We start from the raw sequence: 19,577 nt of genomic DNA on the forward strand, positions 1-19,577 counted from the left end.
TGTCACTTCCTTAACAGCGGCTGGGATAAATCGTGCAATTGCGGGAAACGGTCGTCGAAGTGCGCCAGAGGCATGCGCCACAACGCGGAAATCGAAAAGATTTCAGCCGCTTACCGTCGATACGCGACCCATTGGCCGCGCTCACAATCTTGTGACGCGCGGCTGGAGATCATGCTCACTTCACCTCGAATTGCGGATCAACCGGGATCTGCATCGCCGTCACCAGATGGTTGGTCTGGCCGGCGAGCCCGATGATCGACACCAGCTCGCCATGCTGCGCGTCGGTCATGCCCTTGGCCCGCGCCGCCGCCATATGCGAATGGACGCAGTAGGAACAGCCATTGGCCGTCGACACGGCGATGTAGATCATCTCCTTGGTCAGCGGATCGATGGCGCTGTCCGCCACCATCACCGCCTTCAGCTGTTCCCACACCCGCTTCAGCGACGCCGGATCATTGGCCAGCCCGCGCCAGAAATTGTTGACGAAATCCGATTTGCGCGTCGCCCTGATGTCGTCGAACACGGCCTTCACCGCCGGGATTTTTTCGACCTCGGCATCGCTGAGGAGTTTTGTCGTGGCCATGGAGGGGTTCCCTTCGTTTTGAATCAGATTCTGAGCAGATCCGCCCAATCGATTGGCTCGATTCACTTTACCAGCGCCGGCGTCGAGATTCAGGTCAGGCCGAGTCGAAAATGGTGGCTTTCGAGAACCGGAGCGGAGCGTACTGAAGTACGTGAGCACCGGAAGCGCAGGAAGCCGCCATTTGCAGGCCGGCCTCACCTGAATCTAATGCACGGCCGCGTACATGATCTTCTCCTCCGTGGCCTCCGCCGGCGAAAACTCCTCGACGATGCGGCCCTGTCGGCAGACCAGTATCCGGTCCGACAGGTTCATGATCTCCGGCAAATAGGACGAGATCACCACGACGGCCAGACCCTCATCCGCCAGCCGGTTGATGATCTGGTGGATCTCGGCGATGGCGCCGACGTCGACGCCGCGCGTCGGTTCGTCGAAGATGACGATGCGCGGCTGCTGCACCAGCCCCTTGCCGATCACCACCTTCTGCTGGTTGCCGCCGGACAGTTCGACGACGCGGGCATTGTCGTTGATCGCCTTGATGTTGAGCGTCTTCGTCCATTCGGCGGAAAGCTGCCGCATCTCCTGCTGGTTGATCACCCAGGCCTTTTCGCGGCCCGCAGCGAGCAGCCCGCCGAACAGGTTTTCGGCAATGCCCATCGTCTCGAAAATGCCTTCGCTCTTGCGGTCCTCGGTGACGTAGACGATGCCGTCGGCCACAGCCTCGCTCGGCACGAGATAGCGCACGGGCCTGTCGTCGAGCTCGATCGCGCCGCCGCGCAGAAAATCGCGCTTGTAGATGCCCGAGACGATCTTGAAGGTCTCAGTTCGCCCGGAACCGATCAGCCCGAACACGCCGGTGATCTGGCCCTCGAAGATCGAGAAGGAATTGTTGCGCACGACATTGCTCATCGAAATGTCCTGCACCGACAGCACTTTCTTGCCGGCCTTGCGCAGCTTGGCCTCGTCGCGCTGGCGGTAGATCTGGCCTGACAGTGTGCGCCCGACCATGGCGGCGACGATCTTGTCGCGGTCGAAGGCCGACGTGTCGTCGGTGATGACCAGTTCGCCATCGCGCAAGATTGTGATGCGGTCGGCAATGGCAAGCGCCTCTTCCAGCGCGTGGCTGATGAAGACGATGGAGACGCCGCTGGCCTTCAGCCGGCGGATCAGTGCGAAGAAGTGGCGTTTTTCCTCCGGCGTCAGCGTCGCCGTCGGCTCGTCGAAGATGATGATCTCGGCATTGTGGTGCACCGCGCGCGCGATCTCGACCATCTGTCGCTTGGCCGCACCCAGCGTCGCCACCATGGCGTTCGGATCGACCGGGAAATTCAGCGACTGCAGGAATTGCTGTGCTGAAATATACGTGCCGCGCAGCCGGTTGAGGAATTTTTCAGTGCCGAGGTAGAGGTTCTGCGCCACCGTCATCGACGGCACCAGGCTGGTTTCCTGGAACACCATAGCGATGCCGGCCTCAAGGGCCGCGTGCGGCGAGGCGTAGGCGATCTCGCGGCCCTTGTGGAACATCTTGCCCGACGTGGCGTCGACCACTCCGGCGATGATCTTGGTCAGCGTCGATTTGCCGGCGCCGTTCTCGCCAAGCAGCGCGTGGATTTCACCCTTGCGCAAGTCGAAGCTGACATTCTTGACCGCGGGCACACCACGATAGTTTTTGGTGACGTTTTCCAGGCGAACGATCGGTTCCATCAAAAACCTCCCGCGTCGAGCACGCAATCGCCGCCCTTGGAGGCGATGAACAGCCGGCCGGCCTTTTCCACGACGCTGCAGATGCCGTGGCGCGTGCCGTTGGCGCGGCTGTGCAGGCTGAATTGCGGCTGCATCCTTACGTCGAGCCTGACGACCAGCCCATAGGAGCGGCTTGGCGACCACGGCTTGTGGATGCCCATCGTGCGGATGCCGCCGCATTGCAGCGGCTCGAGGAAGTTGCGGTTGGAAGCCAGCGCCGGCGCGATCCAGTAGGCCGGCGGCACCTGGCCGATCATGTCCTGGCGGTAGTGCGTTTCCTGCAGCACGAATTCGATCAGCCGGTTGCGCGGCGCAAACAGCGCCAGCCAGGCACCGCCATCTCCGGCCGACGCCAGCCGCGCGGGATAGCCGGGCAGATGCGTCAGCACCGTCGAACGGTTGCCGGTGGCGCCATCGAAGCGGATGAGCTGATGGCGCCAGCTCTCGCTGACCAGCACGTCCCCGCCGATTGGATGGAGCCCATAGGGGAAAGCGAGATCGCCGGCCACCTTGCGGAACGCGCCGCCCGTGGCGTCCCGCTTCCAAAGCGAACCGGACGCACCCTTCTTCATCAGATCGGCGGCCCATTGCGAGGGCGCATGTTCGGCCGAACCATTGGCCAGCCACAACGTGCCGTCCTCGACATAAGCGAGCGCGGTTATGCAGCTGAGATCCGCCGGCAGCAAAACGTCCATGCCTGATATCAGCAGCTTGCCGCTTTCGAGCGCTACCGTCAGGTCGCCCGATGGCGACAGCGCCAGCGCCGTGATGGGCGACGGAAAGGTGTCGATCACCTTGGGCTCGGCTCCGGCTGCAAGCGAATAGACGGCGTTGCCGCTGGAGGCGAGCAGCCGATCACCCGAGACCAGCAGATTGTCGGGCTCGCTCAGCTCAGCAAATGCCGGCGCCTCGTCCAGCCGCGTGTTGGGCCGGAAAGCGCCATCCATTGGTGGGATGGTGACCGCCTTGCCGCGAAAGATGTCCAGGATCGGATCGAGGATCATGGCTTAGCTCCCCAATAGGAAGCGGGGCTGGTCCAGTTCGGGTCGGCGCCTGATATCTTGTAGCGGCCGACGCGGTTGTTGAGGATGCCGCCGACGAAGAGATATCCCCTATGCTCGCGCATCGAGGTGACCATCGGATGCGCGTCGCCGGAGAGGTCGCCCAGCGCCTCGACAATGCCGCCCTTCTCCGTAAACTTCACCACGCCGCCGGTGTTGATGTTGGGGAACAGCCACTCATCCTGCGGCAGCCGGCGCGTCATGCGCTTGCGCATGTCGGGATGGCGCAGCGAGAGATCAAAGCTCGGCGTGCGCATGCCCAGCCACGCCATCCAGTAATTGCCGTCCGAGGCCCGGTTGATGTTGTCGGGATAGCCCGGCATGTCGCGGATGACGCATTCGGCGGTGCCGGCCTTCGGCCCTTCCAGCCAGTAGCGATGCACGCGGCAGGCCCAGCTTTCGGCGAAGAACAGCGATTTGCCGTCATGCGCCATGCACACGCCGTTGGTGTAGCGGTAGCCGTCGAGGAGCGTCTTGGTCGAGCCGTCCCTGGGGTCATAGACCAGCAGCCGGCCGGTGGCGCGGTTTTCGATCGAATCCAGCGCCCAGTCATGCGCGTCGTAGCGCTTGGTCGAGTCGGTGAAATAGATGCGGCCGTCCGGCGCGATGTCGCAATCGTTGGGATCGCGCAGCCGGGCATCGTCGACGATCGAGGTCCAGGAGCGCGCGGTCTCGGCCGACAGGCGTTTTACTTCCCGCTGCGGCGAGACGGAATAGAGCCCCATGGCGCCGACGCAGCTGATCAGATTGCCTGTCTTGTCAAAGGCCAGGCCCAGCGGGAAGCCGCCAATATGGGCGAACACTTCCGACTTCACATAGTCGGGCGCGAAGAAGCGGACGATCTCGCCATGGCGGGTGCCGCAATAGAGATGGTCGTCGCGGTCGAGGATGACGTCCTCCGGCCCTTCCAGTTCGCCAAGCCCGATATGGTCGGCCGCCGACAGCCGGTTGTCGAGTTCGTAAGGCGTGCCGGAGCCCGGCACTGCCGACTGTGTCTCGCCCATCTTGAGATAAACCGGCGCGACATAGACTTCATTCAGCACCTTGTGGCGGTTCTTCAGCCAGCGGATGTCGATGGTCACCGCCGCCGCCAGCATGATGCCGAGCACCATCTGGTTGGTGCCGGTGCCGTAGCCCAGCCGGATCAGCCCGTTGGTCATGGTCAGGACGATGATGGCGCCCATCAGCCCCTTGATCACCGAGCCGCGCCCACCGCCCAGGCTGACGCCGCCGACCACCGCCGCAGTGAGCGCCATGATCTCGAGGTTGAGGCCGGTGCCCGGCCCTGCCCCGCTCAGGCGGCAGGCGATGAGAAAACCGCCGATCGATGCGCAGAAGCCGGAAAAGACATAGGTCATGAACACGGTGCGGCGCACGCGGATGCCGGCATTGTGCGCCGAGCGCCTGGAGCCACCGACCGCCAGCACATGCCAGCCGGGCCGCGACCGCGTCAGTGCGATATGGGTGACGATGGCGAGGATGATGGCCAGCCACACCGAGACCGACAGGCCCCAAAAGGTGCTGTCGCCGATGAAGTCGAGCACATCCGAGGTGGCCGTCGAAAGCTGCACGTCGGCGGCATAGGTGGTGACAAGGATGTCGAACAGTGCCCGGCCGAAGATGAAGGTGACCAGCGTGGTGAGAAAGGCGCGCAGCCTGAGGTAGCCGACGAGGTAGCCGTTGATGGCGCCGAAGATCAGCCCGGTGGCGAGCGAGGCGGCCATCGCCAGCCAGATCGACTGTTCGAGGATGAAGAAGACATAGACGGCGGAGAAGCACGACAGCGCGAAGATCGAGCCGACCGACAGATCGATGCCGCCGCCCAGCATCACCACCGTCATGCCGGTGACGACCATGGAGAATTCGCCGAGTTGGCGGGTCGATTCCTGCAGCGCGTTCAGCTTGAAGAAGCCGGGAATGATCGAGCCGAAACTCGCCAATGTCACCACCAGTGCCAGGAACGGAATGGCGTTGTCGGTCCAGCGTTTGGTCAGGATCTCGCCGACCAGATGGTCGGGCACGAGATTGTAGCGCCAGGATTGGAGGCGTTCGCGAAAGGACATTGGCTGCCGTGGCTTATGAGAAAGAGGTGGCCGAACTGATCCGGCCACCTCGTGGAGTCTATTCGACCGCGTAGCTTATTTCGCCGCCGCTTCTGCCTGTAGCGCCTTCAGATCCCAACAGCTGTCGGGTTTGAGGTCGGCCTTGGTCGTCGCCTTCTCCAGCGTGTAGATATAGGTGTGCGAGGTTCCGGCCGGCTGGCCGCTCTGCAGGAGGAATTTGATGATGGCGTTCATGTCGCCCGACTGGCGGGCAAGCTCGGTCATCACCACGGCGCCATAGGTGCCGTCCTGAAGCTTGTCGCAATCGGCGGCTTTTTCACCGCCGCCGGTGGTGACCAGGAACACCTTGCCGTCGAGCTTGGCGTCGCGGATCGCGGCGGATGCGCCGGTGGCGTCACCGTCCCAGAAATCGATGATCGAGCAGATGTCCGGGTTCTGCTGCAGCATCGTGGTCGTCACGTTGCGGGAGGTCGTCGCGTCCCAGTTGGAGTCGGGCTTGGCGACCACCTTGAAGTCGGGATGCTTGTCCAGCACCTTCATGATGCCGGCATACTGGTAGAGGCTGGAGGAGTTCGCCTGATCACCCTGCACAAGGCCGATCTTCTTGGAAGAATTCTCGCCGCAGCCCTTGATCGCTGCTTCGGCCTCGAGTTGGCCCAGTCGGTCCCAGTCGCTGCCGACAAAGGCGTCGGCCGGGAAGTTGGCGGGGTTGTCGACCAGAAGCACATAGGTGCCGGCGGCCTGCGCCTTCTTCATCAGCTTGGAATAGGAGTTGAGGTCCGGGGCGTGGATTATCAGCACGTCGGGCCTGGTATCGGACGAGATGGCATCGGTGATCGCCTGCGCGCCGGCGTCGACCACCCAGTTCGGATCGCGCGTCTCGAAGGTGCCGCCCCAGGCCTCGACCTCCTTTTTCAGATAGTGCGCCCAGCCTTGCGCCAGGTCGAAGCCCATCGCCAGCGGCACCAGCATGACCCGCTTGCCCTTGAGCGCCTGTGCGTAGGCCGCCGGGCCCGGATCGTCGGCGGCGAAGGTCGGCGCCACGAAGGCAGTAACGGCGAGCGCCGTTGCTGCGGCCATAAATGTCTTGATCAGTCTCATGTCACATCCTCTGGTTCGGTTTTCATTGCCGGCCGATCGTCGCGATCGCGCCGGGTACCCCGAGCAAGATGGGCTAGCCCATCTGCTCTAAATGTCGCCCTGTTGCGCGGTCTGCTCGTCGCGCGGATTGATGATGCCGTCGACGATGATGGCCCCGAGCAGGATCGCCGCCTTGATCAGGTTCTGGTAGAGCAGCGGAATGTCGATGATGGTCATGGCATTGAGCAGGATGCCAATCAGCGCCGCCCCCACCAGCACATTGCGCACCCCGCCTCGCCCGCCGGACAGGCCGATGCCGCCGATCACCGCCACCAGCACGATGTCGTAGAGCAGCGTCGAATTGACGACGCGCGTGTTGATCGAATGCAGGCTGGACGCCGTCAGCAGGCCGGCGATCAGCGCCACGAAAGCGGAGAGCACGTAGCGCAGCACCAGCATCGGCCGCACCGGAATGCCGATGTTGCGGGCGGCGACCGGATTGTCGCCGGCGAAATAGATGTAGCGGCCCCATTTGGTGTAGCGCAGGAACAGGAAGAACAGGAAAGCCAGCCCGGCGAAAACGAACACCTCGATCGGGATATCGAGAAAGCGCAGGCCGCCGAGCAGTTCGACCCAATGGCCCTGCGGCACCGGAACCGCGTCCTGCGTGATCAGTTGCGAGCGCACATAGCCGAAGACGAAGGAGCCGGTTGCCAGCGTCACGAAGATCGCCGGCACGTCGGCATAGGCGACGAGAACGCCGTTGAGCAGGCCGATGGCGAGCACGCCGGCCACCACATAGGCGAAGGCCAGCCCGTCCGAGGTGCCGGTGTTGAGCAGTTGCAGATACCAGGCGACCGACATCGCCATGATCGCCACGGCCGACAGGTCGATGCCGCGGCCGATGATGACGACCGCCATACCGAGCGCCAGAATGCCCAGCACCGACACGGATCTGACGATAGCGACGAGGTTGTTGGGGTCGATGAAGCCTGGCAGGCCGATGGCAGCGGCAACGAACAGCACCACCGCGATGGCAAAGACAATGCCTTCCTGATTCAGGCTCCTGAGATTTAGCCAGCCGATCGCATTCATGTCTGCATTTGCCCCGATGGCAGCGCTGCCATCCCGAAAGCAAAAGCTAATCGGCTCTGCGCCGGTTCGTCAAATGAATCCGCGTTCAGAACGTGGCCATATACCGATATTCGCCGAGTGGACGCATCGATTGCCAAAACTGGTGCAATGCCCGGAAAATCCTGCATTTTTGGCAATCGATTGCGCCATCGCAGCCATTCGCGAAAGTGCGGCATCAAGGCGAAAGGATGAGGCGGAATTTATCTCCGCTTCAGGCGAGAAAATCCGATTCTCAATTCCTCGGCGCGTGGCCGGAAACCTCGGCGCCGGCGCCGAGCGGCAGGACGAGAAAACGCAGCGCCGCGACCAGCCCGATGGCGCCGATCACGAAAAAGGCTATTCGAAAATCGACGAGGTCGAGCGCCGGCTGCGCCCTTGCGATCTGCGACAAATTGAGAATCGCCGCCGCCACGGCGACGCCGAACAGCATCGCCACCTGCTGCAGCATCGAGGACAACGTCGCCGCCGAGCTGCGCTGCGCGGCTTCGATATCGGCGAAGGCCAGCGTGTTGAGCGCGGTGAACTGCATCGAGCGCGACAGGCCGGCGATCAGCATCAGCGCCACCACCAGTGCCTGCGGCGTCTGCGGCGAGATCACCCCGCAAGCCATGATCGAGGCCGAGGCGATGATGCCGTTGACCACCATCACAGAACGGAAACCGAAACGCCGCAGCGTTGGCGTCGTCACCGTCTTCATGCCGAGATTGCCAAGGAAATAGGCCAGGATCATCAAGCCGGCATCGACGGGCGAGAGGCCGAAGCCGAGCTGGAACAAAAGCGGCAGCAGGAAGGGCGTGGCGTTGATCGCCACCCGGAATATGGTGCCGGCGGCGAGCGTCGAGATGGCGAAGGTCAGCACCTTGAACGAGGAGAGGTCGAGCAGCGGATGCGGAGCGCGCCGCAGATGCCGCACCGCCAGCCAGCCGATGACGATGCCCGCCGCGATCAGCGCCAATGTCGGCAGCATGCCATCTTCCGGGTGCGCGATGCGCTCGAGGCCGTACAGCAGGCAGGCGAGCCCGAGCGAGGTCAGGAAAAACCCGAGCCAGTCGAGCGGCTTGGGATCTGCCTCGCGATCGCTCGGGATGAAGCGGGCAACCAGTGCCAGCCCAACCAGCCCAAGCGGGATGTTGATGAAGAAATTCCAGTGCCAGGACAGAGCGGTGGTGATGAAGCCGCCAAGCACCGGACCGACCACCGGCGCGAACAGCGCCGGCCAGGTGATCAGCGCGGTGGCGTTGAGCAACTCGGATTTCGACGCATTGCGCAGGACGAGAATGCGGCCCACCGGCGTCATCAGCGCGCTGCCCAGCCCCTGCACGGCGCGAGCGACGACAAATTGGGTCAGATTTCCCGAAAAGCCACAGGCAAGTGAGGCCAGCGTGAACAGCGCGATCGCCGCGAGAAAGATGTTGCGCGCACCGAAACGGTCGGCGAGCCAGCCCGACAGCGGCACGAACACCGCCATGGTCAGCATGTAGACCGTGATGCCGATGCTCATTGCCACGGCCGGCACACGGAAGGATTCCCCCATCTGCGGCAGCGAGGTCGAGATGATCGTCGAATCCAGCAGCTGCATGAAGAAAGCGATTGCGACGATCAGCGCCACGCGCCGCGCATTTGTGGCCGTTTCGGGTAAGGCTTCAGTCTCGGGAATGGCAGTCATGTCGATCCGGTTTGAACAGCATTTAGCCGGCAGCGTCCAGACACAGCGCAACAAACTTTCGTGTCGCGCCGCGGCCTGCTATGGGATGAACGGGGTGATCGAGGAAAGTGCGCGCATAAAATGAAGCCGATCTATATCGACTATCTCAATGCCCTCGACATCGAAGCGCTCGCCATGACCGATGGCGAAATCATCGCCGCCGTCGAGGCGGGCTTGGTCGCCCAGGGCAAGGGCCAGACAGTGATCGAGCCGCGCGTCCATCTTGAACCGGATCCATCCTTCCACGGCCATTTCAACGTCTTGCGCGGGTATGTGGCGCCGCTCGACACGGCGGGCGTGAAAATCGTCGGCGACTATGTCGACAACTATCTGCACGGCCTGCCCTCGGAATTCGGCATCCTCAATCTGTTCGATCCGCGCACCGGCACGCCGCGCGCCATTCTCGACGCCACCGTCATCACAGACATGCGCACTGGTGCGCTCACCGCGATCGGCGCCAAGCATCTGGCGCGCAAGAATTCGAAGGTGCTCGCCCATATCGGCGCGCGCGGCACTGCCTATTGGAATGTGCGGCTGCTCGACCATCTCTTCGATTTCGACGAGATCCGCGTCCATTCGCGCCGACCGGAAAGCCGCGACGGTTTTGCCGCAAAACTCTCCGCCGATCTCGGCAAGACAGTCACGGCCGTAGCCGACTGGAAAAGCTGCGTCGAAGGCGCCGACATCGTCGTCGAGGCCTCACGGCTGCCGGAGCCGCAGCCGCTGCTCAAGACCGAATGGATCAAGCCCGGCGCGCTGGTCGTGCCCTATGGCACGATGAGCGCGGTGGAGCTGTCGCTGACCGACATCATGCAGAAGATGGTCGTCGACGACTGGGGCCAATGCAAGGGCGGCAAGTTCGGCTCGCTGCGCGCCCATGTCGAGACCGGACGGCTCAGCGAAAAGACGCTGCATGCCGAGCTCGGCCAGATCGCCGCCGGCCTCAAGCCAGGCAGGCAGAGCGACGACGAGACCATCCTGTTCTGGCATCGCGGCCTGTCGCTCTCCGACATTGCGCTGGGCAAGGCGATGCTCGCCAAGGCAGGAGAAAAAGGCATCGGCCAGAGGCTGCGTTTCGCATGAGCGCGCTCGTCCTAGCCGGAGCCGGCGTCAGTGTCGGTGATGTCGCCACCGTCGCCCGCCAGGCGCGCAAGGTGGAGATCGGACCCGATGTCATCGGCAAGCTGGACAAGGCGCGAAAAGTGCTCGACCAGGCCGCCGCCTCAGGCCAGCAGATCTACGGCCTGAACACCGGGCTTGGCGCCAATCTTGGCACCTCCGTCGAAGGCGACGCCAGCGCCTTCCAGCGCCAGTTGCTGCAGGGCCGCAGCGGCGCGGTCGGCGAAACTCTACCGGTCGAGGCCGTGCGGGCCACGATGGTCGCCCGCGCCTCGATGCTGTCGGCCGGCGGCTCCGGCCTGTCGCCCATGGTCTTCGTCGCTCTGGTCGACGCGCTCAATGCCGGCGTCCATCCGGTGATGCCGTCGCTCGGCTCGATCGGCGCCGGCGACCTCGTGCTGATGACCGCGCTTGCCCGCCTGCTGATCGGCGAAGGCGAAGCCGACTATCAGGGCCGGCGCATGCCGGCGACCAAGGCGCTGATGATGGCCCGCCTCGCGCCGATCAGCCTGGCTCCCAAGGACGGACTGTCGCTGATCAACGCCTCGGCGGTCTCCGCCGGCAGCGGCGCCCTCGCGATCACGGATGCGCTGTCGGCGCTCGCCCAGCAGCAGCAGGCCGGCGCGCTGACCATGGAAGGTTTTGGCGCCAACCGCACCATCCTCGATCCACGCCTGCAGATGGCGCGGCCGGCTGCCGGACAGCAGGAGGCGGCGAAGGCCTTGCACGACCTTCTCGCCCGCGACGAGATGCCGGCGCCCACCACCATTCAGGATCCCCTGTCGATCCGCTGCATGCCGTCGATCCACGGCGCGCTGATCGAGGCGATCGGCCAGGCAAAGAGTGCTGTCGAGATCGAACTGAACGCCGCCGCCGACAACCCGCTGGTGATCGGCGACGACGAACTGGTGATGTCGACCGGCAATTTCCACACGGCCGCACTCTCGCTTGCCTTCGAGACGCTCGGCCTGGCCATCGCGCAATGCGCCGCCGCGAGCGTCGCCCGCTTCATCCAGCTCACCGGTTCAGGCCGCAACGGCCTGACCAAATATCTGTCGCCGATCGGCGGTGCCTCGGCCGGTTTTGTGCCGCTGCAGAAGACGGCGACATCGATCCTGGCTGCCATCCGCCACAAGGCCAATCCGGTGATGCTCGACTTCCTGCCCGTTTCGGAAGGCGTCGAGGACCACGCGACCCAGTCGCCCCTCGCCGTTTCGAAATGCGCCGGAATGATCGCGCTGTGGCGGCGGCTGATCGCCTTCGAATTGATGGCCGCCGCCCAGGCCGTCGACCTGCGTGAGGGATTGACGCTGGCGCCGCGCACTGGCGCGATCTATGCGGCGGTGCGCGCGCATGTATCGATGCTGAAAGACGACCGGCCGCTGGGGACCGACGCCGAGGTGCTCCACGCCATGCTCGCCGATGGAGCGTGGCAAGGCGCTGCCGCGGTCAGCAAAGAAACCGAATAATCAGCTCCTTGCGTCTACCCTTTTCATGAACAGGCTGAGCTCGGCCGGGTCCATGTGCACGATGTGCCTGTCCTCGGGATAGGCGCCGCTGTTGACGTCGGCGACATATTCGGAGAACGCCGCCACCCGCTCCGCCTGCAGCCGGTCATACTCGGCGGCGAAGTTGCGATAGACCTTGGAGTGGCGCGGCATGTGGCCCCGGTTCTGGCCGAGAATGTCGTCGGCGAAGAGGTACTGTGCGTCGCAGCCCGTGCCCGCCCCCATCGACAGCATGATCAGCGAGGTGCGCTCCGAGATCGCCTTGGCGACCTCGACCGGCACCACTTCGATCTCGGCGCCGACAGCGCCGGCGGCCTCCAACTGCTTAACCGCCTCAAAGACCTGGAGGGCGGTGTCGGCGGTCTTGCCGACCGCCTTGAAGCCGCCGGTCCAGGTGGCGCGCGACGGAATGAGGCCGACATGGCCGATGACGGGAATGGCGTCGTCTGCCATGCGTTTGATCGTGGCGTAGCCGGCACTGCAATAGACCGCGTCGGCGCTTGCCTTGTAGAGCCGGAAGGCCCAGCGCACGAAATCATCCGCCGTGCCGATCTCGAAGAAATTCTCGCCCGGCATGGTGAACAGGCTGGGCGCGGCATCGCGATACTCAGGGTTGAGCACCAGTTCGGGCGGTACCGAGACGATATCGACCCCTGCCCGCTCGGCGGCCTGCGCCTCGTCCAGGTTGAGCACGCGCAGCATGGTCAGCTGCCGTTTGCCCTTCATCGCGCGCAGATCGGCGACGGTCGGTCTCTTTCGGCTCATTAAAACGTCCCCTTTGTGATGCTGGATCGATTGCCGCGCGTCAAATCTGGATCATCACCTTACCGGCCTCGATCTTGACCGGATAGGTCACGAGATTGACGCAGACCGGCGCGCCCTTGGCGGCACCTGTCTTGTAGTTGAAGCGGCCATTGTGCTTGGGGCATTCGATGATGTCGTCCATCACCAGCCCGTCGGCCAGATGCGCCTTCTCATGCGTGCAATGGCCGTCAGTGGCGAAGAACTCGTCATCGGGTGAGCGGTAGACCGCGAAGCTGCGGCCGCCATGGTCGAAGCGGATGACGTCCTCTTCCTCGACATCGTCCACCGCGCAGGCTTCAACCCAATCGGCCATCTCGGTCTCCTGCAAAAAATTCGCGATCGCTATTCGGCCGCAGCCGACATATCGACCTCGTGGAACTCGCCGCGATAGGGCCTCGCCGTCGGCGGCAATTCGCGCTTGAGGTAATAATCTTCGTATTTCAGCTGCCTGAGCAGCACCGGCCAGACCTCGCGATAGGCATGCCACATCGACGGGTTCGGCTCGGGCAGATCGTGCTTGATCAGATCATGCAGCCTGGGCAGCGCGTGATACGGCACCATCGGGAACATGTGATGTTCGACATGGTAGTTCATGTTCCAGTAGATGAACCGGCTGATCGGATTCATGTAGACGGTGCGGGTGTTGAGCCGGTGGTCGACGACATTGTCGGCAAGGCCGATATGCTGCAGCAGGCCGGTCATCACCATGTGCCAGGTGCCGTAGAGGCGCGGCAGGCCGACCAGCACCAACGGGATCCATGACCCCAGCGCGATCGCGAAAGCGATCGTCGCAACATACACGGCCATGTGCCAGCGGGCGACGACGACGGCTTTGTGCTGCTCCATCTCGGGGATATAGCTCTTCTCGTCCTCAGACAGCGTGCCGAAGGCCTGGCGCATCAGCGTCGGCAGCGAATAGCGGAAATCGAGAATGCCGGTGAAGGCCAGTGCCGCCTTCAACAGGTCGGGCGGGCGCATGACCGCGATCTCGGCGTCGCGGCCGACAATAATGGTGTCGGTGTGGTGGCGGGCGTGGCTCCAGCGCCATTGCACGGGATTGCGCATCAGCATGAAGGAGGCGATGTGGTAGACGAGATCGTTCATCCAGCGCGTGCGGAAGGCCGTGCCGTGGCCGCATTCGTGCCAGCGCGAGTCGCTCGACGAACCGTAGAGCACGCCATAGACGAACAGGAACGGCACCACCCACCACGAGCCCCAGAACCAGACGATGCCGGCGGCCGAGCCCAGGATGGCGGCGAGCCAGATGATGGTGTCGCGGATCGCCGGACCGTCCGAGCGCTGCATCAGCTCCTTCATCGCCTTGCGCGGCACGTCGGTGTGGTACCACTCGGCCGAGGCCAGGCCGGTCTCGATCGCGGCCCGGGTGCTTTCGCCGACCAGGCTGTAATCGCGCTTCGTCTTGGCCGTCGTCATCGTCACCTCCCGCGCGGCACCTAGAGGCCGTTGGCGCGGAATTTTCCGTCGAGGAATGTTTTTGCGCGCGGCACGTCATCCTCGGTCAGATGCTCGATGATGACCGGGATGTTCGGGTGCTTTTCGCTGAGCCGCCTCAGGTAAAGATCATAGTTGAGCGAGCCGAGGCCAGGCGCCGGCAATTCGATCTCGCCGACGCCGCGGAACGTCAGTCCCTCATGCGCGTCCTGGTCGCCGATGTCGGCGTGCTTTTCCGACTTGTCGCTGCCGGAGCGCTTCACATCCTTGGCATGCGCGATCCGGATCTTGTCGGTCAGCGTGTCGAACACCTGGTTCAGCACCTGGTCCATGCGATCGATGTTGTGCGCCTCGAAGTAATTGGTCGGGTCCATCAAGAGGCCAAGGCCGGGATGGTCGACCTGCGCGAACATCTTCACCGTCTCCTCGACCGAGCCGACGACATTGTTGACGTAGGTTTCGAGCAGGAAGACCGCGCCATGGTCATAGGCGGTCTGGGCAAGATCCGAAATCACCTTGCGGCATTCCTCGAAACCTTCCTCGGTCTTGTTCCTGGGGTGATGCACCCAGTCGGACTCGGTGTTGTAGGTCCCGGTCTCCGAGATCACGTAGGGCGAACCGAATTCGCGTGCGCTGCGGATGATCTCCTTGAGATAGCCGACGCGTTTCTCGCGCTCGGCTTTGTCGGGATGGATGATGTTGGTGTAGCCGGAGATGCAGCAGACCGGCAGATTGTGATCGCGGAACGTATCACGCACGGTCCTTGCCTTGTCCCTGGTGATCTGCCCGGCCGTGAGATCGATATCCCGGAAATGCAGGTCGAGCTGTACGGTGTTGAAGCCGAGTGCGCGGATGCGCTTGGCGGACTCATCGAGTTCGTAGGGAAAGTAGCCGGTGAAGATCCCCGCCTGCATCATGATGTGAACTCCTCCCGGTAAGCGATTCAGCCACCACGCTTATTGCGTGGTCGCGTATTTCAGTTGGTCGAGATTTCGGAAAGCCTGACGGTGCGGCCTTCCGCCATCGAGCGGTAGCCGGCCTCGACCAGCGCCATGGTCTTGACGTTGTCGGCGACGGAGAGGGCCGGCGGCGTGCCTGTCTTCACCGCATATTGCAGCTGCTCCATCACGCCGATGAAGGCGTGCGGAAACCACATCGTGTCCCAGCTCGGCGTCACCCACTCGCCGCCTGTCGTCTGCGTCGAGGCATAGGTCAGCGTCGAAGCGACGCCCGTCGGCCAGCCGATCGTGCCCTTGGCGACACCCTTGGTGCCGTCGACACGCCAGTTGATGTGCTGGTCGTCGCGATAGCCCTGCTCGCGCGGACCGGACCAGACATCTTCCAGCGAAACGGCGAGCACCCCGGAGGGGAAGCGCAGCGTCGACACCGTGATGCCGTCCGAATGGTCGAAAGTCGTGCGCGGATCCTTGCGCGTCAGCGTCGTGATTTCGTGGGGATCGCCGAACAGGAAGCGCAGCACATCGAGATGATGCACGCTCATATTGGCAAGCGTCAGCCGATCGTAATCGGCAAGGAAAGCCTGCCAGTGCGGGATCGCATGCATATCGATCTGCGCGAAGACGATGTCGCCCAGCGCACCGCTGTCGATGATCTGCTTCAGGACGCGCATCGACTGGTCGTAGCGCATGTTCTGGTTGACCGAGAGGATCTTGCCTGACTTGGCGGCCTCGTCGCGCAGCTCGACGGCCTCCGCCACCGACAGTGCCAGCGGCTTCTGCGCCAGGATCGCCTTGACGTGCGGCTGCTTCAGCGCGTGACGGATGAGAGCCGGCTGCTGGTCGGGCGGAAAGGCAAGGTCGACGATCTCGACCCTGGAATCCTCGATCAATCGCTCGGGCGTATCGTGAACGATCGGAATATCCCAGCGCCTGGCCACCTTCTCGGCGCTGGCCTTCGTCCGCGAGGCGATCGCCACCACCGGGAAGCCTGCTTGCGCATAGGCGGCCAGATGGCATTCGGCCATGATCATGCCCGCACCGACGCAGCCGATCCGGTATTCCCTGCTGCGAACCTTCACATCCGGTTCGAAATCCGCGCCTGCCATCCATTCCTCCCTGGAGGACAGCATATAGCGCCAGGGCTTGCCGGTCAGCCAAGGCCGGCACCATCATTTCCCATCAGCGACACCAATCACCGGGGGCAGCGTTTATTGGGCTTTATGGATGACCGCCTCGCCCTGCTCACCGACACGGACGGCGATCCGGTCGCCGGAAGCAATCCCTGCAATGTCGCAGATCACCAGCGGCATATGGATGTCGTAGAGAAACTCGGCGACGATGGCGCCCACCGCCAGGATCGGGTCCGGCCGCTCCAAAAGAATGCCGGCCGGCGCGGTGCCCCGGCGGATCGCTTCGGCCAGGACAGAGGACGAGGAGGATGAGCCTCGCCCGCTTGGCATGACCAGGATCCTGCCGGCGACATTCTGGCCCAGCCCAGGATGCGAATGGTCGATGATTTCCCCCGTCTCGGCATCGATGCCGCCCCAGAAACTGAGCGGCTGCGAGAACACCAAAGCCGGGCCATCGGCCTCACCGGCGAGTTGAAAAGTGCCCAGCCGATCGACGGCGTCCTTTGCAACGGGTTGCGTCATGAGGCACCTCGCACGACATGTCCGGCAGCGGCGGAGCGGATGCAATCCGCCATCTCGGCGAAGGCGACCGTCACGCCGATATTGCCCGGCGCGTAATGCGCCCACTTGCCGGAATTGGTCATCACCACGCCGTCGAGCCGCTCGATGATGGAGGTGACATAGGTGCAGGTGTCGGCGACCGGGATCAGGCCGAACGCCTCCATGCCGGTCAGCGCGCCCTCCTCCTGCAGCCGCGTCAGCGTCGCGCGACCGGTGTTGACATAGATCGGGATGCCCCTGCCCGGCGCTGCCTCGCGCAGCATCGGCAACAGGCGCGTCCATTCCTCGTGCGAGAAATGCGGCGTGCCCAGCGAGACGGCGGCGAGCGGCGCCCCGTCGGCCACTCCGGACAATCTGGACAGCGCATGATCGATGTCTGCTGGGGTGATGCGGATCGTCTCATCCGGCGCGTGGCCATGAAACGCTTCGTCTGGTGTGTTGGCCTCCGGTGTGATGCCGACCGCATGGAACAGTGCCACGGCACCGGTCGTCGCGGCCGCCGCGCCAAGCGCCTTCAGCTGATCCTCGTCGCGCGGCTGCGGCAGGCCTGATATGACCGGAATGCGGTCGCCACTGGCTTGTCCGATGATCAGCCCGACGCCGACGAACAGGCTGTCGTTTGGTTCGGCCTCGCCGATGTCCAGTTCGAACAGGATGCGGCCACGCCGGTTTTCGCTCAGATGCAGGCCCCAGGCCGGCGCGCGCCCGGTCATGGCGCAGCACAGATCGATGAAGTCGCCATAGCGGTTGGTGCGCGCGCCGATCACCGAATTGGCAAAGACGATGGCGTTGGATTCGCCCCAGGCGACCTGTTGGCCGAATTCAGGCCGGAACCGCGTCTGGTAGGGCGCGCAAGTGAAGGTCGCCTGGCAGCCAAGCTCCAGATGCGCCTTCATCAGCCGCCGCGCCGGCACCTCTTCCGACGCCGGCATCTTCACCATGCCGGGATGGATGAGGTCGAACGAGCCGACATTGAGCGTCGTCGGCACCTGCACCCGCCCGCCGCCCTCGACCAGCCGTTCGACGAAATCGAGCCCGGCCTTGCCGTGATAGAGGCAGCCATCGATATGGGCGCCGCTGATGTCGAGCAGGCCGCGCGCGCCGATCGCGTTGGAGAAGGCGACCAGGATTTTCATGGCGGCGGCGGCCGACGGGCCTTGCTCGCCGTCGAGCATGGATTGGTCCTGTGCGGTCAGTTCTAGCGTCATCGGAATGCTCCGGGCTTATGCCTGACAGGATGGTGGGAAGCACCCCCCTCTGCCCTGCCGGGCATCTCCCCCGCAAGGGGGGAGATTGGCCGTCATCTCTGCTTTCGCAAATTTTCAGCTTTGCCGGAAGAGCAGCAGCGCCAAAGCTGCCGATCTCCCCCCTTGCGGGGGAGATGGCCGGCAGGCTAGAGGGGGGTGACGGGCGCCCGCCTCCCCCATTTAGGCCTAATTGGCCGCAATCAACACCGTGCTCTCCGGCGACCAGCGCAGCACCACGTCCTGCCCCTCCGCCAGCCGGTCGGCGCCGGTGTTCTGCACGATGACCTTCAGCGTCTGGCCGTCACGCTCGACGAAATAGGTGCTGTTGTTGCCGGCGAAGATGCGCTTGGAAACCTGACCCTTCAGCGTGTTGGCATCGCCATCCGAAGCTCCGGCATCGGTGGCAATCCGAATGCGCTCGGGCCGTACGGCGCAGCTCGCCTTGGCGCCGGCGGCAAGCGTCGCGCCCGCACCTGCGGCAATCGCCGTGCCGTCCGGCAGGCGGATGCCGTTGCCGGTCGTATCGCCGCGAAAGATGTTGGCGTCGCCGAGGAAGGTGGCGGCGAATTCGCTTTTCGGCCGGTCGTAGATTTCCTCCGGCGGCCCTTCCTGCACAAGCCTGCCGTCGCGCAGGATGCCGATGCGGTCGCTCATCGTCAGCGCTTCTTCCTGGTCATGGGTGACGAAGATGGTCGTGATGCCGATCTCGCGCTGGATGCGCTTCAACTCGATCTGCATGTCGACGCGCAGCGCCTTGTCGAGCGCGCCGAGCGGCTCGTCGAGCAACAGCACGCGCGGCTTGGTGACGATGGCGCGCGCCAGCGCCACGCGCTGCCGCTGGCCGCCGGAGAGCTGGTGCGGACGCCGGCCGCCGAGCTTGCCCAATTGCACCAGGTCGAGCGCGCGCTGCACTTCCGCTGCAATCACCGCCTTGGCCTCGCCGCGCACCGAAAGGCCGAAGGCGACATTGTCGGCGACGCTCATATTGGGAAACAGTGCGTAGTTCTGGAACACCATGCCGATACGCCGCTTCTCGACCGGCACCCGCTCGACGCTCTCGCCGCCGATGGAAATGCGACCACTGTCCGGAAAATCGAAGCCCGCGATCTGCCTGAGCAAAGTGGTCTTGCCGCTGCCCGACGGTCCGAGCAGCGCATAGAAGCCGCCATCGGCGAAATCGATGGAGACATCGTCCAGCGCCTTGTGCGCGCCAAAGCTGCGCGAGACGTTTGCTACCTGCACGCCGGCCATTATTTCTCTCCGCCGAATTTGAAGAAGCGCGCCGTGAGCAGCATCAGCGCCATCGACACGACAATGATGATGGTCGACACCGCATTGATCTCGGGCGTGAACCCCTTGCGGATCGCGGCGTAGATCTCGACCGGCAGCGTCGTCTGGCCGGGCGTCGACAGGAAGTAGGAGACGACGAAC

The 19,577-nt window shown here is 63.9% G+C and carries 18 protein-coding genes; 3 read left to right on the forward strand and 15 right to left on the reverse strand.

Annotated features, from left to right (window positions below; genetic code table 11):
- Window positions 1-175: 175 nt before the first annotated feature.
- The 7 genes from ACVILI_RS24270 to ACVILI_RS24300 form a co-directional block, all read right to left on the reverse strand.
- Window positions 176-583, reverse strand: a complete 408-nt coding sequence (locus tag ACVILI_RS24270; RefSeq protein WP_038647858.1) for a carboxymuconolactone decarboxylase family protein — start codon at window positions 581-583, stop codon at window positions 176-178.
- A gap of 204 nt (window positions 584-787) precedes the next feature.
- Complete coding sequence (locus tag ACVILI_RS24275; RefSeq protein WP_038647860.1) at window positions 788-2,284, reverse strand: sugar ABC transporter ATP-binding protein; 1,497 nt, start codon at window positions 2,282-2,284, stop codon at window positions 788-790.
- Window positions 2,284-3,327, reverse strand: coding sequence for an SMP-30/gluconolactonase/LRE family protein (locus ACVILI_RS24280; RefSeq protein ID WP_038647862.1), 1,044 nt, complete (start codon window positions 3,325-3,327; stop codon window positions 2,284-2,286). The genes ACVILI_RS24275 and ACVILI_RS24280 overlap by 1 nt, the downstream gene beginning before the upstream one ends.
- Window positions 3,324-5,447 (reverse strand): ABC transporter permease, encoded by a 2,124-nt coding sequence (locus tag ACVILI_RS24285; protein ID WP_038647864.1) that lies wholly within the window; start codon window positions 5,445-5,447, stop codon window positions 3,324-3,326. The genes ACVILI_RS24280 and ACVILI_RS24285 overlap by 4 nt, the downstream gene beginning before the upstream one ends.
- Window positions 5,448-5,522: 75 nt before the next feature.
- The gene (locus ACVILI_RS24290) at window positions 5,523-6,548 is read right to left on the reverse strand and encodes a sugar ABC transporter substrate-binding protein (RefSeq protein WP_019859242.1); all 1,026 of its coding nucleotides are present in this window, start codon (window positions 6,546-6,548) and stop codon (window positions 5,523-5,525) included.
- Window positions 6,549-6,635: 87 nt separating this feature from the next.
- Window positions 6,636-7,622 (reverse strand): ABC transporter permease, encoded by a 987-nt coding sequence (locus ACVILI_RS24295; protein WP_038647866.1) that lies wholly within the window; start codon window positions 7,620-7,622, stop codon window positions 6,636-6,638.
- Window positions 7,623-7,893: 271 nt separating this feature from the next.
- A complete protein-coding gene (locus ACVILI_RS24300; protein ID WP_038647868.1) occupies window positions 7,894-9,327 on the reverse strand; it encodes a DHA2 family efflux MFS transporter permease subunit in 1,434 nt (477 codons plus the stop codon).
- On the opposite strand from ACVILI_RS24300, the gene ACVILI_RS24305 reads away from it, so the two are divergent.
- Genes ACVILI_RS24305 through ACVILI_RS24315 form a run of 3 tightly spaced genes read left to right on the forward strand, consistent with a single transcriptional unit; the run spans window position 9,215 to window position 11,954 of the window.
- Window positions 9,215-9,451, forward strand: coding sequence for a hypothetical protein (locus ACVILI_RS24305; RefSeq protein ID WP_167470413.1), 237 nt, complete (start codon window positions 9,215-9,217; stop codon window positions 9,449-9,451). The genes ACVILI_RS24300 and ACVILI_RS24305 overlap by 113 nt on opposite strands.
- Window positions 9,448-10,449, forward strand: coding sequence for an ornithine cyclodeaminase family protein (locus ACVILI_RS24310; RefSeq protein ID WP_038647870.1), 1,002 nt, complete (start codon window positions 9,448-9,450; stop codon window positions 10,447-10,449). Before ACVILI_RS24305 ends, ACVILI_RS24310 begins: the two co-directional genes overlap by 4 nt.
- Entirely contained in the window at window positions 10,446-11,954 is a 1,509-nt protein-coding gene (locus tag ACVILI_RS24315) for an HAL/PAL/TAL family ammonia-lyase (RefSeq protein WP_038647872.1), read from the forward strand. The genes ACVILI_RS24310 and ACVILI_RS24315 overlap by 4 nt, the downstream gene beginning before the upstream one ends.
- Here the strand turns inward: ACVILI_RS24315 and ACVILI_RS24320 are convergent, their stop codons facing one another.
- From ACVILI_RS24320 to ACVILI_RS24355, 8 genes are all read right to left on the reverse strand, one after another.
- Window positions 11,955-12,758, reverse strand: a complete 804-nt coding sequence (locus tag ACVILI_RS24320; RefSeq protein ID WP_457102633.1) for a 3-methyl-2-oxobutanoate hydroxymethyltransferase — start codon at window positions 12,756-12,758, stop codon at window positions 11,955-11,957. It lies immediately after the preceding gene.
- A gap of 40 nt (window positions 12,759-12,798) precedes the next feature.
- Window positions 12,799-13,110 carry a MocE family 2Fe-2S type ferredoxin gene (locus ACVILI_RS24325; protein WP_038652957.1) on the reverse strand — a complete coding sequence of 104 codons (312 nt, stop codon included), beginning with the start codon at window positions 13,108-13,110 and terminating at the stop codon, window positions 12,799-12,801.
- A gap of 29 nt (window positions 13,111-13,139) precedes the next feature.
- On the reverse strand, window positions 13,140-14,231 hold the full coding sequence (locus tag ACVILI_RS24330) for a fatty acid desaturase family protein (protein ID WP_027047045.1): 1,092 nt from the start codon (window positions 14,229-14,231) through the stop codon (window positions 13,140-13,142).
- Between the two features lie 20 nt (window positions 14,232-14,251).
- Complete coding sequence (locus ACVILI_RS24335; protein ID WP_038647876.1) at window positions 14,252-15,166, reverse strand: sugar phosphate isomerase/epimerase family protein; 915 nt, start codon at window positions 15,164-15,166, stop codon at window positions 14,252-14,254.
- A gap of 59 nt (window positions 15,167-15,225) precedes the next feature.
- Window positions 15,226-16,314: a Gfo/Idh/MocA family protein gene (locus ACVILI_RS24340; protein ID WP_038652960.1), complete on the reverse strand. Its 1,089-nt coding sequence runs from the start codon at window positions 16,312-16,314 to the stop codon at window positions 15,226-15,228.
- A 102-nt stretch (window positions 16,315-16,416) separates the two neighbouring features.
- On the reverse strand, window positions 16,417-16,860 hold the full coding sequence (locus ACVILI_RS24345) for an aconitase X swivel domain-containing protein (protein WP_038647878.1): 444 nt from the start codon (window positions 16,858-16,860) through the stop codon (window positions 16,417-16,419).
- Window positions 16,857-18,107 carry an aconitase X gene (locus tag ACVILI_RS24350; RefSeq protein ID WP_038647880.1) on the reverse strand — a complete coding sequence of 417 codons (1,251 nt, stop codon included), beginning with the start codon at window positions 18,105-18,107 and terminating at the stop codon, window positions 16,857-16,859. The genes ACVILI_RS24345 and ACVILI_RS24350 overlap by 4 nt, the downstream gene beginning before the upstream one ends.
- A 225-nt stretch (window positions 18,108-18,332) precedes the next feature.
- Window positions 18,333-19,397 (reverse strand): ABC transporter ATP-binding protein, encoded by a 1,065-nt coding sequence (locus ACVILI_RS24355; protein ID WP_038647882.1) that lies wholly within the window; start codon window positions 19,395-19,397, stop codon window positions 18,333-18,335.
- Window positions 19,398-19,577 lie beyond the last annotated feature (180 nt).

This window comes from Mesorhizobium sp. USDA 4775 (assembly GCF_054062655.1).

Bases quoted from the DNA above. Each gene is read 5' to 3' on its own strand.
- ACVILI_RS24270 (WP_038647858.1), bottom strand. From the start codon at position 583: ATGGCCACGACAAAACTCCTCAGCGATGCCGAGGTCGAAAAAATCCCG.
- ACVILI_RS24275 (WP_038647860.1), bottom strand. From the start codon at position 2,284: ATGGAACCGATCGTTCGCCTGGAAAACGTCACCAAAAACTATCGTGGT.
- ACVILI_RS24280 (WP_038647862.1), bottom strand. From the start codon at position 3,327: ATGATCCTCGATCCGATCCTGGACATCTTTCGCGGCAAGGCGGTCACC.
- ACVILI_RS24285 (WP_038647864.1), bottom strand. From the start codon at position 5,447: ATGTCCTTTCGCGAACGCCTCCAATCCTGGCGCTACAATCTCGTGCCC.
- ACVILI_RS24290 (WP_019859242.1), bottom strand. From the start codon at position 6,548: ATGAGACTGATCAAGACATTTATGGCCGCAGCAACGGCGCTCGCCGTT.
- ACVILI_RS24295 (WP_038647866.1), bottom strand. From the start codon at position 7,622: ATGAATGCGATCGGCTGGCTAAATCTCAGGAGCCTGAATCAGGAAGGC.
- ACVILI_RS24305 (WP_167470413.1), top strand. From the start codon at position 9,215: ATGATCGTCGAATCCAGCAGCTGCATGAAGAAAGCGATTGCGACGATC.
- ACVILI_RS24300 (WP_038647868.1), bottom strand. From the start codon at position 9,327: ATGACTGCCATTCCCGAGACTGAAGCCTTACCCGAAACGGCCACAAAT.
- ACVILI_RS24310 (WP_038647870.1), top strand. From the start codon at position 9,448: ATGAAGCCGATCTATATCGACTATCTCAATGCCCTCGACATCGAAGCG.
- ACVILI_RS24315 (WP_038647872.1), top strand. From the start codon at position 10,446: ATGAGCGCGCTCGTCCTAGCCGGAGCCGGCGTCAGTGTCGGTGATGTC.
- ACVILI_RS24320 (WP_457102633.1), bottom strand. From the start codon at position 12,758: ATGAGCCGAAAGAGACCGACCGTCGCCGATCTGCGCGCGATGAAGGGC.
- ACVILI_RS24325 (WP_038652957.1), bottom strand. From the start codon at position 13,110: ATGGCCGATTGGGTTGAAGCCTGCGCGGTGGACGATGTCGAGGAAGAG.
- ACVILI_RS24330 (WP_027047045.1), bottom strand. From the start codon at position 14,231: ATGACGACGGCCAAGACGAAGCGCGATTACAGCCTGGTCGGCGAAAGC.
- ACVILI_RS24335 (WP_038647876.1), bottom strand. From the start codon at position 15,166: ATGATGCAGGCGGGGATCTTCACCGGCTACTTTCCCTACGAACTCGAT.
- ACVILI_RS24340 (WP_038652960.1), bottom strand. From the start codon at position 16,314: ATGGCAGGCGCGGATTTCGAACCGGATGTGAAGGTTCGCAGCAGGGAA.
- ACVILI_RS24345 (WP_038647878.1), bottom strand. From the start codon at position 16,860: ATGACGCAACCCGTTGCAAAGGACGCCGTCGATCGGCTGGGCACTTTT.
- ACVILI_RS24350 (WP_038647880.1), bottom strand. From the start codon at position 18,107: ATGACGCTAGAACTGACCGCACAGGACCAATCCATGCTCGACGGCGAG.
- ACVILI_RS24355 (WP_038647882.1), bottom strand. From the start codon at position 19,397: ATGGCCGGCGTGCAGGTAGCAAACGTCTCGCGCAGCTTTGGCGCGCAC.